The organism is Virgibacillus kekensis, assembly GCF_042654125.1.
Classification (GTDB): Bacteria; Bacillota; Bacilli; order Bacillales; family Amphibacillaceae; genus Lentibacillus; species Lentibacillus kekensis.
In genome coordinates, this window is sequence record NZ_JBHSFU010000009.1 from 17,506 (window position 1) to 30,564 (window position 13,059).

A 13,059-nucleotide genomic window follows, 5' to 3' on the forward strand; every position below is an offset into this window, starting at 1 on the left:
TCCTTATGAACGGATAAATAGAAATCTTAGAAAGATAAGTGATTTCGCGTTACTTATTCTTTCATGAAAAAATTCTAATCGGAGGTGGAGCAAGATGGCTAACAAGTTCAAAACAGGCGAAAAAGCACCTGAGGGCGGTACGTATTAAGATAGAAAGTCTTGTAAGCGGTGGAACAAATAACGATGATACAACTATTCAGATCGAGAAAGATGAACAATTCCCACCTTCCCCTTCAGAAAATGAAGCGGCATATTGGGTAAAAGTATAAAGCAACAAGAAAATATTACGGTTAACCCCCTGTGACGGAAAGTTACAGGGGGTTTTACTGTAGGTATCAGGTTTATTTTAATTGCCTACGGGTATTAAAAATGCCAAAGCACCACTGCATTCAAAATACTTCTCTACTTCTATGTCAGGATTTTGAAGCAAACAGTGGAAGACTTCTTCAAGTCATTAATCAAAACTAACACACCATGCCGGTTCAACTAAATGGCATGGTGTTTCTTAACCCTAACATACAATCTGCAATGAGAGGTGACAGAAATGAGTTCAACAACCAAACATTACTTTTCGCAGGACTTTGAGCAATCACGTGAAACATTCAGAGGACATTTGGAAAAAATAAAGAAAAAATGGCCGGATGCTGAACTGACATCAACATCAATCGGTAAAGAACAGGACAATACAATTGATATGATTTATTCCCAGGCAACAGGAAAAAATGAGAATGTTATTTTCATGTCATCAGGTGAGCATGGGATTGAGGGTTATGCAGGTGCTGCATCAATCCATGTATTCGTTGATGAATTTCTCGATAAAATTGATCCGGAAAACAACGGCATCTGCCTTATCCATGCCTTGAATCCCTGGGGAATGCGAAACTTCCGCCGCGTAACCGAAAATAATGTCGATCTGAACCGCAACTATGTTTATAACCGTTCTGAGCTTCTGGAAGACGTAAATAAAAAGTATGAAAACGAGGAAGAACTGTTTGTGCCTAGCCATACAATTAAAGATTTGAAAAAAGAAAAGGCCAAGCTGTATACCGACCTATCAAAAGCACTAGCAAGAGAAGGATACAGCGGTGTCAAACAGGCTAAAGGGATGGGACAATTCGAATTTGAGAAAGGTGTCTATTATGGTGGTAAGAATGTTGAAGAAAACACGCTGTTTCTGAAGCGCGTACAACAGGACCTGCTTGGCAATTTCCAGCGTGTCATTCATATGGACTGGCACACCGCACTGGGGCCAAGTAATGAAGTTGCAATGGTTCTACCAGGGACTGACAGCCGTGACACCGAGGAAGTCAAAGATAAATATGGCATGAAAAATATCGTCAGGTCTTCTACCGACACTATCAAAGGTGATTCCAATAACCATTTTTACCTTGTTAAAGAGGATTATCCGGAAACGTATCTTTTCTCCGCCCTTTTTGAATTTGGCACATTCGGTGAAGGCAAAAAAGCAGAATTGCGAGAGCTAATGACAATTGTCTTTGAAAACCAGCTGTACTGGGAAGGTGCCGAAAAGGAAGAAGACCGGCAATATATTATGGACGAGTTTATGGCTATGTTCTATCCGCAGGAAGAAGAATGGCAGGAGGACGTCATTAAAGAAGCACGTTATGCAATTGAATCCTTATTAAAAGGTGAAAAAGTATTGTAACATTATTGGCAAAAAAGGCTACCCGGGGCTGAATGCTCCGGGTTTTTCTATGGTTTGTTACTTATGACGGGCTGTACTGCAAGGGACATTCTGCTAAAATTGAGATATGTTACTACGATAGTAAAGGGAGAGACTAAAAAAAATGAATACATACAGTAAAACGCTATTGCGCGTCTCAGCGCTGTTCGCGTTAGTCGGAGCATTTCTAGGTTCCCACATGGCTGGAGCGGGGAGCATCGCATTTAAAACGGTACACGCCCACATTCTGGTCGTTGGATGGCTCACATTGTTTGCCTGGGCGGTCTACTACAAGCTCTTCACTCCAGCCAATAGAATAGTTGCAGCTTTTCATGTATGGTCTGCAATCCTTGGAGCAATAGGATTAACTGCTGGTATGTGGCTTTACTACCTGCGCCCGTTTGAAATCAATGATGGCTTTGTAACCGTATTTTTCATCGTCGGCGGGTCTATTATGCTACTAAGCTTCGTCTTTTTTGCACTGCTGACGTTTATGCGTACGGAAGAAGATAACTAAAAGTATGGAGGAATTAATATGAATAAACTGATTCCACATATTCGTATTAAAAACTGTAAAGAAGAGTTACCCTTCTATCAGGAAGTTTTTGGGGGAAAAATAAAAAACACCCAATTAGCTGACGGCATCGAGATGTTCAAAGGATATGAAGGTAAATTCATTCATGCCGAGCTGCACATCAATGAATACTGCATTATCTACTTTGCAGACGTATTTGGTGAATCATATGCCGAAAATGGCAATATCCTGCTGGGGCCTGACCTGGAGAGTGAAGAGGAAATCAACACAATTTACTCAAGACTGAAAGAAGAGGGTACGGTACAAATGGAGTTGAAGGATACTTTTTTTGGGGTGCCAAGCATGCCATCGTAAAAGACCGTAACGGGATCACCTGGGAACTGAATTACACGAAAGAGAGCTAATTTTATGTGGTGCCTGTCGCAATTGGATAGGCACCATTTCTTTATTGCTTTATCCTTAGTGGCTGACTTGTTTTTGAAACCATAAACTGCGGCTTAACAGCGTGTAAAAGACTGGGAATTTGTGTTAATAATAGAATGAGGTTCCGGGCGTCCATCAAAGTGGAACCTCATTCCGTTAAAAGGCAGAAAAGTGGCCCCTGGTGAGACTAAGAGGATCCTGGTTCCGCTATATGACAAATTTTGTCGATTTTGACGATGAAAAAGGCAAATAGCGGAAGGAGGTTCCATATGAAAAGCAAAATGACAAAAATGTAGAGGATAACGGAATGACGTTCCTCAAAAGCGTCGACTCAGTTCCACCTAATACATTATCTGAAAGTATTTCTCCTTAGCAGTGCATCTCCACTTATCAGACGACCGGATGATAAACAACTTTTCATTACGTCACAGTTTATATCGACTGCGTGGGTTAACAAGCAACGCTTATTAGAAAATAGCTTTATTGCTTAATTTTTTTAAGATAATCAATAATACCAAGCGCACTTACTTGCATGTCTAAATTAATCAGCACATATACATCATGTTCTTCCCGAACACCAAGCCCGCTTAGATGTTCTCTGACTATAGCAAGTAGCCGCTCGGCCAAAACATCATATCCTTTACCTTCCGCCACTGCCTCTTCGCCAATCTCCATAAAAATATCAAGCCATGCGGAAACTTGACCAAGTGCTTGTTCAACATTTTCGGTCATTCCAAAGTGTCCGTAATATATTTTATCCAGATTCATTCTGCGCATACGGTCAATAGCGGTATGCATATCGTTTGGATCAAATTGGTTTGGCGAGGTGGATGGCAGGTACAATTCGATACCTTCCTGGATAAGCTGCTCATAACGTATACCCACCGTATCACCGGTGAAAATACCATTACTAACTGGATCATAAATACTGAAATGATGCTTGGCATGACCTGGGGTATCCAAAAATGAAAGGATGCAGTTTTTGCCAATCTGTAAAGTATCTCCTTCACCCTTTTCAATAAGCCGTTCCTCAGGAATTGGAACAATCGGGTCAAACAGTTCGCTGAAGCTTTCGCCGTAAACTGCACGAGCACCTGCAGCAAGTTTTCTTGGGTTTACCAGATGTCTAGCTCCTCGCGGATGTGCATAGACCTTGGCATTAGGGCACTGTTGCAGAAAAAGTCCTGCCCCACCTGCATGGTCCAAATGGACGTGGGTGACGATAATGTGTTTTACATCCTCAGGTGAAAAACCCAGTGTAGCAAGCCCTTTTTTAAGGTATTTCACCGAAGGGCTTGGACCTGTTTCAATCAGTGTCAGTTCGTCCTCATTTATCACATATGTACCTGTGCGTGATGGAACACCTAAATCAAATCCGTCAATGAGATAGATTCGGTCGTTCAGCTTTATAGGATCCCTTTCCTCCATTTTTCTCCCTCCAACTTTTGGTCTTTAAGGGTATAGTAGCATGAAAACCTCTTTTCTTCTATTCGACGACTTACTCAGATACCTTGTCTTAAGGGTTTATTTTCTATACATATTGAGGGGTATTTAGCTCAAAATAACTATGAATACTTTAAGGAGGTAAGTTCTTATGCACAATCAGGAACAGCAAAATTTAAAAGGTACTTCCCAAATGCCGCCTCAACAGCATTACGGCGGGCACGACATGTTTGATGCACATGAAGCTATTTCAGGACTTGTTGGCGCTATGGACCAGGGAATGCTGTATGAACAGCATATCCAGGATCCCGAGTTAAAGACCATGTGCCAAAAACACCGTGCTTTCTGTTCACAACTTTACAATACAATGGTTGATACGCTTAAGTCTGGACAGGATCCGTCCGTTCCTACCCAGCAGTACAAAATGGATCAAGATAATAATGTCCAGTACGGTATGCAACCCGCTTCACAGCCAACAACACCGATTCAGTCGGTAAATGAACTGAGTGACCAGCACATTTCCAGCTTCATCCTTGGTTCTCTAAAAGCGAATGCATCTGCATTTACAATGGCATCGCTTGAGATGACCAACCCTGTAATGCGCCGGATTATGGCGGACAGTGTGCCAAACCTTATCGAGATGGCATATGAAGTATTCCTTTATCAGAACAAGAAAAATTACTACCAGGTTCCCCAGCTGCAACAGCAGCACATGCAGGCTTTTCAGAACGGCTATGCACCAACACAGGGAACAATGCCTCACTAAAGTAAATGCCCGCTCTAATAAGCGGCGTTTAACTAAAACACCTGCTTGCAATATGCAAGCAGGTGTTTTTTTGTTTAATCAAGCAGCCGGTTATTCTCGTCCGTGGACATAACTCTTGCGGTCCTGTTAGCATCAGATGCATCGTATATTCCGTCACCATCACAAACACTGCACCTGTACTGCCAGCCTTCCTGATCAGAAAGAAGCCCGGTACCTTCACACGCTCTACATGTACTGTTACGATCCATTTACGTTCCTCCTTATTTCTGGCTATGACGGTCTTTAACCCAGTTAATAATCCCGCCTTTTATCATGATGTCGATTTGCCGTGCTGAAAGTGCATGGCTGACATTTATTTGTTGGTTCTTTCCTTTGACTTCGATAGAGAATTCATTTCCATTACGAATTTTGTTCCGTAAATCTGTTAGCGACAGAACATCACCCTGTTCAAGCAAATCATAGTCTTCTTCATTTACAAACGTTAATGGCAATACACCAAAATTAACAAGGTTTTGCCAGTGAATCCGCGCGAAATCTTTCACAAGTGCCACTCGAAGGCCAAGGTACCTTGGTGCGAGTGCTGCATGCTCGCGACTTGAACCCTGTCCGTAGTTAAATCCACCAACGACTGCATGGCCACCCTTCTCCACAGTCGATTTTCCGCGGTCATAATACGTATCATCGATAATCTCAAAGGTGAATTTACTTATTTCCGGAAGGTTGCTTCGGAACGGAAGAACCCGTGCCCCGCCAGCTAGAATTTCGTCAGTGGAAATGTTATCGCTCATTTTTAGAAGAATAGGAAGCTCCAATTGATCGGGCATTTCATCCATTTTAGGTATGGATGCAATGTTCGGCCCTTTCTCAAGCTGAACCTTTTTTGCTTCTTCAGGTGGAAGTGGCTCATCCAACAAATTCACGTCGGTCGTTGGCTTTTTCGGATCCTTTACTTTTGGGTAATCCATATCAAGGGTCCGCGGATCGGTAATCTTTCCGGTCAGAGCTGATGCTGCAGCTGTTTCTGGACTGCAGAGAAATACACTGTCCTCGCGCGTCCCTGATCGTCCAGGAAAGTTTCTTGGTGTAGTACGCAAACTGTTTCGTCCGGTCGCAGGGGCTTGCCCCATTCCGATACAACCGTTACATCCTGCCTGGTGAAGACGTCCGCCTGCTTGCAACAGGCTGGCAACGTGACTTTCCTTAACAAGGTCGGTCAGCATTTGCTTTGATGTCGGGTTAATGTCGAACGAAACTCCTTCGGCAATGTGTTTTCCATTGACGATCTCTGCTGCAATGGCGAAATCACGGTAACCCGGATTAGCGGATGATCCCACGTACGACTGGTAAATAGGTGTTCCTGTCAGTTCGGAAACAGGTACCACATTTCCTGGACTTGATGGCTTAGCGATAAGCGGTTCTATTTCCGATAGGTCAATTTCTTCATAAATGTCGTATGTTGCACCTTTATCAGCCTTCAGTTCAATCCAGTCATCTTCTCTGTCCTGTTCTTTCAGGAATCGCTTAATTTCCTTGTCAGATGGAAAAACCGTTCCAGTTGCACCCAGTTCTGCACCCATATTGGCAATAACATGCCGGTCCATCGCACTCAAGGTATCAACGCCTGGTCCGAAGTATTCAATTACTTTACCCACCCCGCCTTTAACATCGTACCGGCGTAAAATTTCCAAAATAAAATCCTTGGCACTTACCCACTCAGGGAGTTTTCCGGTCAGTTTGATTCCCCAAACCTTTGGCATCTTAACGTAAAAAGGCTCCCCGGCAATCGCCATGGCAACATCAATTCCACCTGCACCCATTGCAAGCATTCCCATACACCCATTTGCACACGTATGACTGTCAGACCCGAGCAATGTTTTCCCCGGTTTAGCAAGCTTCTGCATATGTACCGGATGGCTTACCCCGTTTCCGGGTTGGCTGTAGTGCAAGCCGAATCTTCTGGTTGCACTCTGGAGAAACAAATGGTCGTCGGGATTTTTACTGTCCACCTGAATCAAGTTATGGTCCACATATTGTGCCGATGCTTCTGTTTTAGCCCGGTCTAGCTCCATTGCTTCCAATTCGAGCATAACCAGGGTTCCCGTAGCATCCTGGGTCAGTGTCTGGTCGATTTTCAGGCCAACCTCCTCGCCTGGCACCATTTCTCCTGAAACCAGGTGATCCTTTATTAACTTTTGCGTTACATTTAACGGCATGGAATTCCTCCTGTCCAAACTAATTATATTCGTTTAAGACTCCTATTAATCATTTGTAGTATATGAAAAAAACCGGTAATTATTTGCAGAAAGAACAAATTATTACGGACACTTTTTAACAGAAAAAACCAATTATATTGGACAGCTCCCTAGCGCAAACTATTGGGGAACCCATTAAAAAAATGAGGTGAAGCCGATGGGCAGAGATGAACACAATAAATCACGCGGCCGCAACCGTCTTGTACAGACACCCAAAAATGAAAAAACAGACGGACGCGATGTGGAATTTTCGAGGGAACTAGCCGATCAGGAAGACATGGAAGCGTTGGAACGAAGCCGACAGGCGGATCAGCGCGTAAAACGCAGCTAACGCTATTAAAAAACGTCCCGGGTTGTCCGGGACGTTCTTTTAATACCTTGGCGTTACCAAACTTTATGATTTTCGGTATAATTGAAACAAACAGGACTTGAGGTGTAGAAATGTCAAAAAAGAATGTAGAAGATTACCTAACGGAAGGAGTTTATGGCACACCGGAAATAAAGCGTTCAGAGCGGAAACAGTTTCTGGGAACAATCCGCGAACGGGTCGTGGTCGCGCTAACCAAAGGTCAGGTTATGTCTGATAAAGGGCTTATTAGACTTGGCGAGGAAATGCAGAACAATAAAGGAGCAAAACTTTTGATTAACGGCCATGTATCGTCTAAATTTCTGAAGCAAGAAAAAGAACTGGCTAAAAAATATAATATTCCCTATACCGTTGTAACCAACAACGAGGCCGATACAGATATCGGAGCGGTACTTACTTACGACCATGCAATCGATAAAGAAGAAATTTTTGTAAAAGATATACCTGAAAAGAAACAAAAAACGAAGCCGGAAAACCTCCTTACCAAAATTAAAAACCTTATAACATAAACCCGACCAGGAATTTGAAATCCTGACCAGGTCTATTTTTTTAATTCTTGTCTTTGCGCATTCGGTGATGTTCCCTGACTTGCTTCAGGAACGATGCACCCATGAGCATTATGACAACGGAGAATGGGAGCGCTGCTATTATGAGCACGTTTTGAAGCCCCGCTGTACCACCAAAATAAACAACAATTGCAGCAACTGCAGTCTGTGTAAGTCCCCAGGTAATTTTCACTGAGTTCGCAGGATTAATATGTCCCCTGGTTGTCAACATACCGAGAACGAATGTTGCGGAGTCAGCAGAGGTGATGAAGAATATTGCCACCACAAAAATGGTAATGAACGACATGAGCGTTCCAAGTGGGTATTCAGCCAGAACCCCGAATGTTGAGGTTTCAAGTGAGAACTCAGAGATTTTCGCTATACCATTTTGCTCCAGATTTAGCGCGGAGACACCAAATACTGCGAAAAATATGAAACAAACTAATGCAGGAACAACCAGCACACCTAGCATAAATTCTTTTACCGTACGCCCTTTTGAAATACGGGCAATGAAAATGCCGACGAATGGTGCCCACGAAATCCACCATGCCCAGTAGAAAATCGTCCAGGCATTGATCCATCCGCGATTACCTTCATTAAGTGGAGTTAATCGCAAACTCATTTCAAAAAAGTCGGTAATATAATTGCCTAGTGTATTGGTAAACATGTTAAGAATGTACAACGTAGGTCCGGCTATAAACAGCATAATCAATAATACACCAGCCAGTCCCATATTTATGTTACTCAAATACTTGATTCCTCGACCAATTCCCGACCAGGCTGATCCAATAAACAATATCGTAGCAACAATTAAAACGACCAACTGCATGGAGAATGTTGCAGGTGTACCGAACAGAAAGGCCAATCCGCCGCTAATTTGGGCGGACCCAAACCCAAGCGTTGCTGCGACCCCTACTACTGTGGCCACAACTGCAAGCGTGTCAATCAATATTCCAGCTGGACCACGCATGCTTTTTTTGCCAAATAAGGGCTCAAGCGTTGCACTGATGAGACCTGGTGACCCTTCATGGAATTTAAAATACGCTAGTACTAGCGCGACAATTCCATATACAGCCCACGCATGTACTCCCCAATGGAAAAAAGAAAACTGAAGTGCATCATTTATTGCCGCATCACTACCCGGTTCTGCTATCGGTGTTGATTTAAATGCATGGGAGATCGGCTCAGCCGTTGTCCAGAACACCAGACCCATTCCCATACCTGCACTGAATAACATTGCAAACCATGTCGGCAGACTGAATTCAGGCTTGTCACCTTCTTTTCCGAGTTTAATTTTCCCAAACCGGGAGAAAATCAGGTAAACGCAAAAAAGAAGCATTAGCATGATGATTAACAAATAATACCATCCAAAGTTAACAGAAATCCACTCGGTTGCGTTATCTGTAACAGTGTTCAAATTATCTTTATCAACAACACCCCAAACTACCACAGCTGCACATATAATAACCGATATCCAAAATACGGAACTAACTTCTTTCAAAATACCACCTTCTTATATGAGTCTTCCTCTAGATTTACGTTCTCCCCACTCGTTATGTTTATACCCATGGGACAGTATAAACTAACCAGTAATAATCTTAAAGTCTTAAGGAGTGAATTCGGTTTATTCTGGGATAATAAAACTGGAGGTGATTAAAGTGACACAACAATATCTTTGTCCGAATTGCAGAACGAATCGTTCACGTTTTAACATCATCGAACAAGTAGCAAAGTCTGTCAAAGTAGACCCTCAGACAGGTGAAGTCACGAATGAATATACGAACGAAACTATCGATGCTTTTCATACCGCCTACAATGGTCCACAATTCAAAGTCCAATGCGGAGTTTGCGGTGTAATTGAAGACGAACAGAGGTTTATACAGTTCGCCAAACATAACAATCAATAGCACACTATATTCGAAATGAAAACTTCCCTTTGGTACACTGGTTATACACTAGTTCGGAGGGATTTCATGCGACTAAAGGATAAGAAAATAATCGCCCTGGTAGAGAATGACTTTGAGGACCTTGAACTTTGGTATCCAGTCCTGCGACTTCAGGAAGAAGGGGCCAAGGTAGATTTGATAGGTAAAGAAGCAAATAAGAAATACATTGGAAAGTATGGTGTGCCAGCGGAGTCAGCCTATGCATTTTCCGATATAAATATTGATAGTTATGATGCAATTCTCGTTCCGGGAGGATGGGCACCAGATAAGTTGCGCCGCTACCCGGAAGTGTTGGACTTTGTCCGTGCGATGGACAAGGCAGAAAAACCAATCGGCCAAATCTGCCATGCCGGGTGGGTGCTTATTTCTGCTGATATATTAAAGGGAAGAAAGGTAACAAGTACCCCTGGAATAAAAGATGATATGGCTAACGCAGGGGCCACATGGGTCGATGAACCGGTTACTGTGGACGGTCACATCTTCTCCAGCCGGCGCCCGCCTGATCTTCCACCATATGTGAAAGCATTCGCTGACAAACTAGCAAGTCAATAAATAATTAATTCCCCGCGCTTTGACGTGAGGGAATTTTTTATTAAGAATAATAGAGTTGCGATGGGTACTAACACTACTCAAAAATAGCGTCGCTTTACACAAGGTAAACGGTTACAATATAATGAACATATTGACTATCCAAACCGGGAGGGGTTCGATGAGTGAAATAGCAGAAGGCACCCTGTTATGGGAGCCTGACGAAAAACGAAAACAGCAATCAAACATTTATAATTATATGAAGTGGCTTAGGCAACATAAAAACCTGCATTTTGATGACTACCATTCGCTTTGGAAATGGTCTGTCGATGAACTCGAGACTTTTTGGAAATCCATTTGGGAATATTTCGACCTCCAGGCAGAAAAACCTTATCAAACAGTACTAACCTCCCATGAGATGCCTGGGGCAAAGTGGTTTCCTGAAGCAACCATCAATTATACCGAGCATATTTTCAGGGATCGTGATAAAGATAAACCTGCAATCATTCATGCTTCTGAAACACGTAATACAAATGAAATTACATGGGGAGAACTATACCGGCAAACCGCCGCTATGCAGCAGACACTTATGGATCTCGGGGTAACGAAGGGTGACCGTATCGTAGCGTATACCGCTAATATTTATGAGACTGTTGTAGCGTTTCTTGCAACCGCAAGCCTTGGCGCAATCTGGTCTAGCGCATCGCCGGATTTCGGAACCCAGAGTGTTATCGACCGATTTAAGCAGATTGAGCCAAAGGTAATGATAACCGTTGATGGCTACAGTTACGGCGGTAAGAAATTTGACCGGACAGAGGTTGTGGAAAACATTCAGGCTGAACTTCCGACATTGGAATCCACCATTGGCATTCCATTCCTTAATGTAAATGCAGATTTTAGTAACCTGAAAAATGTTACGCTATGGGAAGATGCTGTCAAATATAGTGGCAAAAATCTTACATACGAACATGTTCCGTTCAATGATCCATTATGGGTACTGTTCTCTTCAGGAACAACTGGTAAACCGAAACCGATTGTGCAAAGTCAGGGCGGGATTTTATTAGAGCACCTTAAAGCGCTAACCTTTCACGCCGACCTTGGAAAGGACGACAGATTCTTCTGGTTTACAACTACCGGTTGGATGATGTGGAATTTTCTTGTCGGTGGACTCCTTACCGGAAGTACGATTGTTTTATATGATGGAAACCCAGCCTATCCGGATAAAAAAATGCTCTGGAAGTTTGCGCAGGATACCAAAATGACCGTATTTGGCACCAGTGCAAGCTATATAACTGCCTGTATGAAAGACGAGGACCTGGTTCCCGGAGAAGAATTCGATTTAAGCCACCTGGAAAACATCAGCTCCACAGGATCACCACTTCCACCTGAAGGTTTTGAGTGGTGCTATGACAATGTTAAAAAAGACCTCTGGATTGCTTCTGCAAGTGGCGGAACCGATGTATGTACAGCATTCATTCTTGGTGTCCCGACCCTGCCCGTTTATGCGGGTGAATTGCAGTGCCGAGGCCTAGGTGCCAAAATAGAGAGCTTTACAGATGAAGCGGAGCCGAAAATTGAGGAAGTCGGAGAATTGGTTCTGACCGAGCCATTTCCATCCATGCCAATTTACTTCTGGAATGATGAGGACGGCAGCCGTCTTCATGACAGCTATTTTGATGTATTCCCGGGTACTTGGCGACATGGCGACTATCTCAAAATCACTGACCGGCATACCTGTGTCATATACGGTCGTTCGGATGCAACGATAAACCGTGGAGGCATCCGTATTGGTACAAGTGAAATCTATCGGGCAGTTGACCATGTAAAAGAAGTAGCTGATAGTTTAATAGTTGATGTCCCAGGGGATAATGGTGACTCTTATACCCCATTGTTCGTCGTAATGAAAGATGGCGAAGAACTGACCGATGAAATTAAGCAGTCGATTAAGAGTAAAATCAAAGCCCAGTGTTCACCTCGGCATGTTCCTACAGGTATATACGAAGTGCCTGAGCTACCTACAACATTGAACGGCAAAAAACTGGAAATACCGGTTAAGAAGATACTGATGGGCAAGCCAATCGATAAAGTAGTGAACAAGGGGTCATTAAGTAATGAGAAATCTTTGGATTATTTTATAAAGTTTGCGGAAAAACGACTTAAAGTAGAAAAATAAAGGTATTAATAAGAGGCTCGGATAATTAACCGAGCCTTTTAATTTTGCTTGTTCAACGTGTTTTTTCTCCGCTGAGGATCCGCTATCCGTTATTTCGTCAATTTTACTTAGTAAAGCGTGATTTTGGATCGTGATTCCATTATTTGTCTTTTTCACCTTCAAATTCTATGGATATTATCACTTAACGGAACCAGAATCCACTTCACCCCTATAACGGCCACTTTTTTCCTCTGTTAACGGAATAGGTTCCACTCCAAGAATTCCAAAATCCTCATCTCAGCTATTTTTCTCGCAAGCTCATAATCGAATATCATTAAAGAAGGGATGCCAAACGCGATTTGCGATTTGCATCCCTATTACTACATTATTTAGTGTAATCTTCTCTAAAACTTCAGTA

At 42.9% G+C, this 13,059-nt stretch carries 14 protein-coding genes; 10 read left to right on the forward strand and 4 right to left on the reverse strand.

Annotation, left to right across the window (positions count from 1 at the left end; translation table 11 throughout):
- Nucleotides 1-38 precede the first annotated feature (38 nt).
- The 4 genes from ACFO3D_RS15030 to ACFO3D_RS15045 all read left to right on the forward strand — a co-directional run bounded on the left by ACFO3D_RS15030 (nt 39) and on the right by ACFO3D_RS15045 (nt 2,573).
- A complete protein-coding gene (locus ACFO3D_RS15030; RefSeq protein ID WP_390297816.1) occupies nt 39-269 on the forward strand; it encodes a YjzC family protein in 231 nt (76 codons plus the stop codon).
- Between the two features lie 275 nt (nt 270-544).
- Nucleotides 545-1,666, forward strand: a complete 1,122-nt coding sequence (locus tag ACFO3D_RS15035; RefSeq protein ID WP_390297819.1) for a M14 family metallopeptidase — start codon at nt 545-547, stop codon at nt 1,664-1,666.
- Between the two features lie 142 nt (nt 1,667-1,808).
- Nucleotides 1,809-2,201, forward strand: coding sequence for a hypothetical protein (locus ACFO3D_RS15040; RefSeq protein ID WP_390297822.1), 393 nt, complete (start codon nt 1,809-1,811; stop codon nt 2,199-2,201).
- Nucleotides 2,202-2,219: 18 nt separating this feature from the next.
- Complete coding sequence (locus ACFO3D_RS15045) at nt 2,220-2,573, forward strand: VOC family protein (protein ID WP_390297825.1); 354 nt, start codon at nt 2,220-2,222, stop codon at nt 2,571-2,573.
- 549 nt (nt 2,574-3,122) lie between these two features.
- On the opposite strand, the gene ACFO3D_RS15050 is transcribed toward ACFO3D_RS15045, so the two are convergent.
- Nucleotides 3,123-4,070, reverse strand: a complete 948-nt coding sequence (locus ACFO3D_RS15050; protein ID WP_390297828.1) for an MBL fold metallo-hydrolase — start codon at nt 4,068-4,070, stop codon at nt 3,123-3,125.
- A gap of 166 nt (nt 4,071-4,236) precedes the next feature.
- Here ACFO3D_RS15050 and ACFO3D_RS15055 point away from each other — a divergent pair, with 166 nt between their 5' ends.
- Nucleotides 4,237-4,851 (forward strand): spore coat protein, encoded by a 615-nt coding sequence (locus ACFO3D_RS15055; protein ID WP_390297831.1) that lies wholly within the window; start codon nt 4,237-4,239, stop codon nt 4,849-4,851.
- Nucleotides 4,852-4,925: 74 nt separating this feature from the next.
- Here the strand turns inward: ACFO3D_RS15055 and ACFO3D_RS15060 are convergent, their stop codons facing one another.
- Nucleotides 4,926-5,099 (reverse strand): hypothetical protein, encoded by a 174-nt coding sequence (locus tag ACFO3D_RS15060; RefSeq protein ID WP_390297834.1) that lies wholly within the window; start codon nt 5,097-5,099, stop codon nt 4,926-4,928.
- 12 nt (nt 5,100-5,111) lie between these two features.
- Nucleotides 5,112-7,064, reverse strand: coding sequence for an aconitate hydratase (locus ACFO3D_RS15065; RefSeq protein ID WP_390297837.1), 1,953 nt, complete (start codon nt 7,062-7,064; stop codon nt 5,112-5,114).
- A 196-nt stretch (nt 7,065-7,260) separates the two neighbouring features.
- Between ACFO3D_RS15065 and ACFO3D_RS15070 the strand changes: the two genes are divergently transcribed.
- Together ACFO3D_RS15070 and ACFO3D_RS15075 are read left to right on the forward strand one after the other, a co-directional pair.
- On the forward strand, nt 7,261-7,434 hold the full coding sequence (locus tag ACFO3D_RS15070; RefSeq protein WP_390297840.1) for a YfhD family protein: 174 nt from the start codon (nt 7,261-7,263) through the stop codon (nt 7,432-7,434).
- 110 nt (nt 7,435-7,544) lie between these two features.
- Nucleotides 7,545-7,979 carry a YueI family protein gene (locus ACFO3D_RS15075; protein ID WP_390297843.1) on the forward strand — a complete coding sequence of 145 codons (435 nt, stop codon included), beginning with the start codon at nt 7,545-7,547 and terminating at the stop codon, nt 7,977-7,979.
- Nucleotides 7,980-8,019: 40 nt separating this feature from the next.
- Here the strand turns inward: ACFO3D_RS15075 and ACFO3D_RS15080 are convergent, their stop codons facing one another.
- On the reverse strand, nt 8,020-9,516 hold the full coding sequence (locus ACFO3D_RS15080; RefSeq protein ID WP_390297846.1) for a BCCT family transporter: 1,497 nt from the start codon (nt 9,514-9,516) through the stop codon (nt 8,020-8,022).
- Nucleotides 9,517-9,673: 157 nt separating this feature from the next.
- Here ACFO3D_RS15080 and ACFO3D_RS15085 point away from each other — a divergent pair, with 157 nt between their 5' ends.
- The 3 genes from ACFO3D_RS15085 to ACFO3D_RS15095 all read left to right on the forward strand — a co-directional run bounded on the left by ACFO3D_RS15085 (nt 9,674) and on the right by ACFO3D_RS15095 (nt 12,662).
- Nucleotides 9,674-9,922: a DNA alkylation repair protein gene (locus ACFO3D_RS15085; protein WP_390297849.1), complete on the forward strand. Its 249-nt coding sequence runs from the start codon at nt 9,674-9,676 to the stop codon at nt 9,920-9,922.
- A gap of 66 nt (nt 9,923-9,988) precedes the next feature.
- Entirely contained in the window at nt 9,989-10,513 is a 525-nt protein-coding gene (locus ACFO3D_RS15090) for a type 1 glutamine amidotransferase domain-containing protein (protein ID WP_390297852.1), read from the forward strand.
- Nucleotides 10,514-10,670: 157 nt separating this feature from the next.
- A complete protein-coding gene (locus ACFO3D_RS15095; RefSeq protein WP_390297856.1) occupies nt 10,671-12,662 on the forward strand; it encodes an acetoacetate--CoA ligase in 1,992 nt (663 codons plus the stop codon).
- Nucleotides 12,663-13,059 lie beyond the last annotated feature (397 nt).

What these genes read in the sequence shown, in the direction of transcription:
- ACFO3D_RS15035 (WP_390297819.1), top strand. Translation starts at nt 545, where the DNA reads ATGAGTTCAACAACCAAACATTACTTTTCGCAGGACTTTGAGCAATCA.
- ACFO3D_RS15040 (WP_390297822.1), top strand. Translation starts at nt 1,809, where the DNA reads ATGAATACATACAGTAAAACGCTATTGCGCGTCTCAGCGCTGTTCGCG.
- ACFO3D_RS15045 (WP_390297825.1), top strand. Translation starts at nt 2,220, where the DNA reads ATGAATAAACTGATTCCACATATTCGTATTAAAAACTGTAAAGAAGAG.
- ACFO3D_RS15050 (WP_390297828.1), bottom strand. Translation starts at nt 4,070, where the DNA reads ATGGAGGAAAGGGATCCTATAAAGCTGAACGACCGAATCTATCTCATT.
- ACFO3D_RS15055 (WP_390297831.1), top strand. Translation starts at nt 4,237, where the DNA reads ATGCACAATCAGGAACAGCAAAATTTAAAAGGTACTTCCCAAATGCCG.
- ACFO3D_RS15060 (WP_390297834.1), bottom strand. Translation starts at nt 5,099, where the DNA reads ATGGATCGTAACAGTACATGTAGAGCGTGTGAAGGTACCGGGCTTCTT.
- ACFO3D_RS15065 (WP_390297837.1), bottom strand. Translation starts at nt 7,064, where the DNA reads ATGCCGTTAAATGTAACGCAAAAGTTAATAAAGGATCACCTGGTTTCA.
- ACFO3D_RS15070 (WP_390297840.1), top strand. Translation starts at nt 7,261, where the DNA reads ATGGGCAGAGATGAACACAATAAATCACGCGGCCGCAACCGTCTTGTA.
- ACFO3D_RS15075 (WP_390297843.1), top strand. Translation starts at nt 7,545, where the DNA reads ATGTCAAAAAAGAATGTAGAAGATTACCTAACGGAAGGAGTTTATGGC.
- ACFO3D_RS15090 (WP_390297852.1), top strand. Translation starts at nt 9,989, where the DNA reads ATGCGACTAAAGGATAAGAAAATAATCGCCCTGGTAGAGAATGACTTT.
- ACFO3D_RS15095 (WP_390297856.1), top strand. Translation starts at nt 10,671, where the DNA reads ATGAGTGAAATAGCAGAAGGCACCCTGTTATGGGAGCCTGACGAAAAA.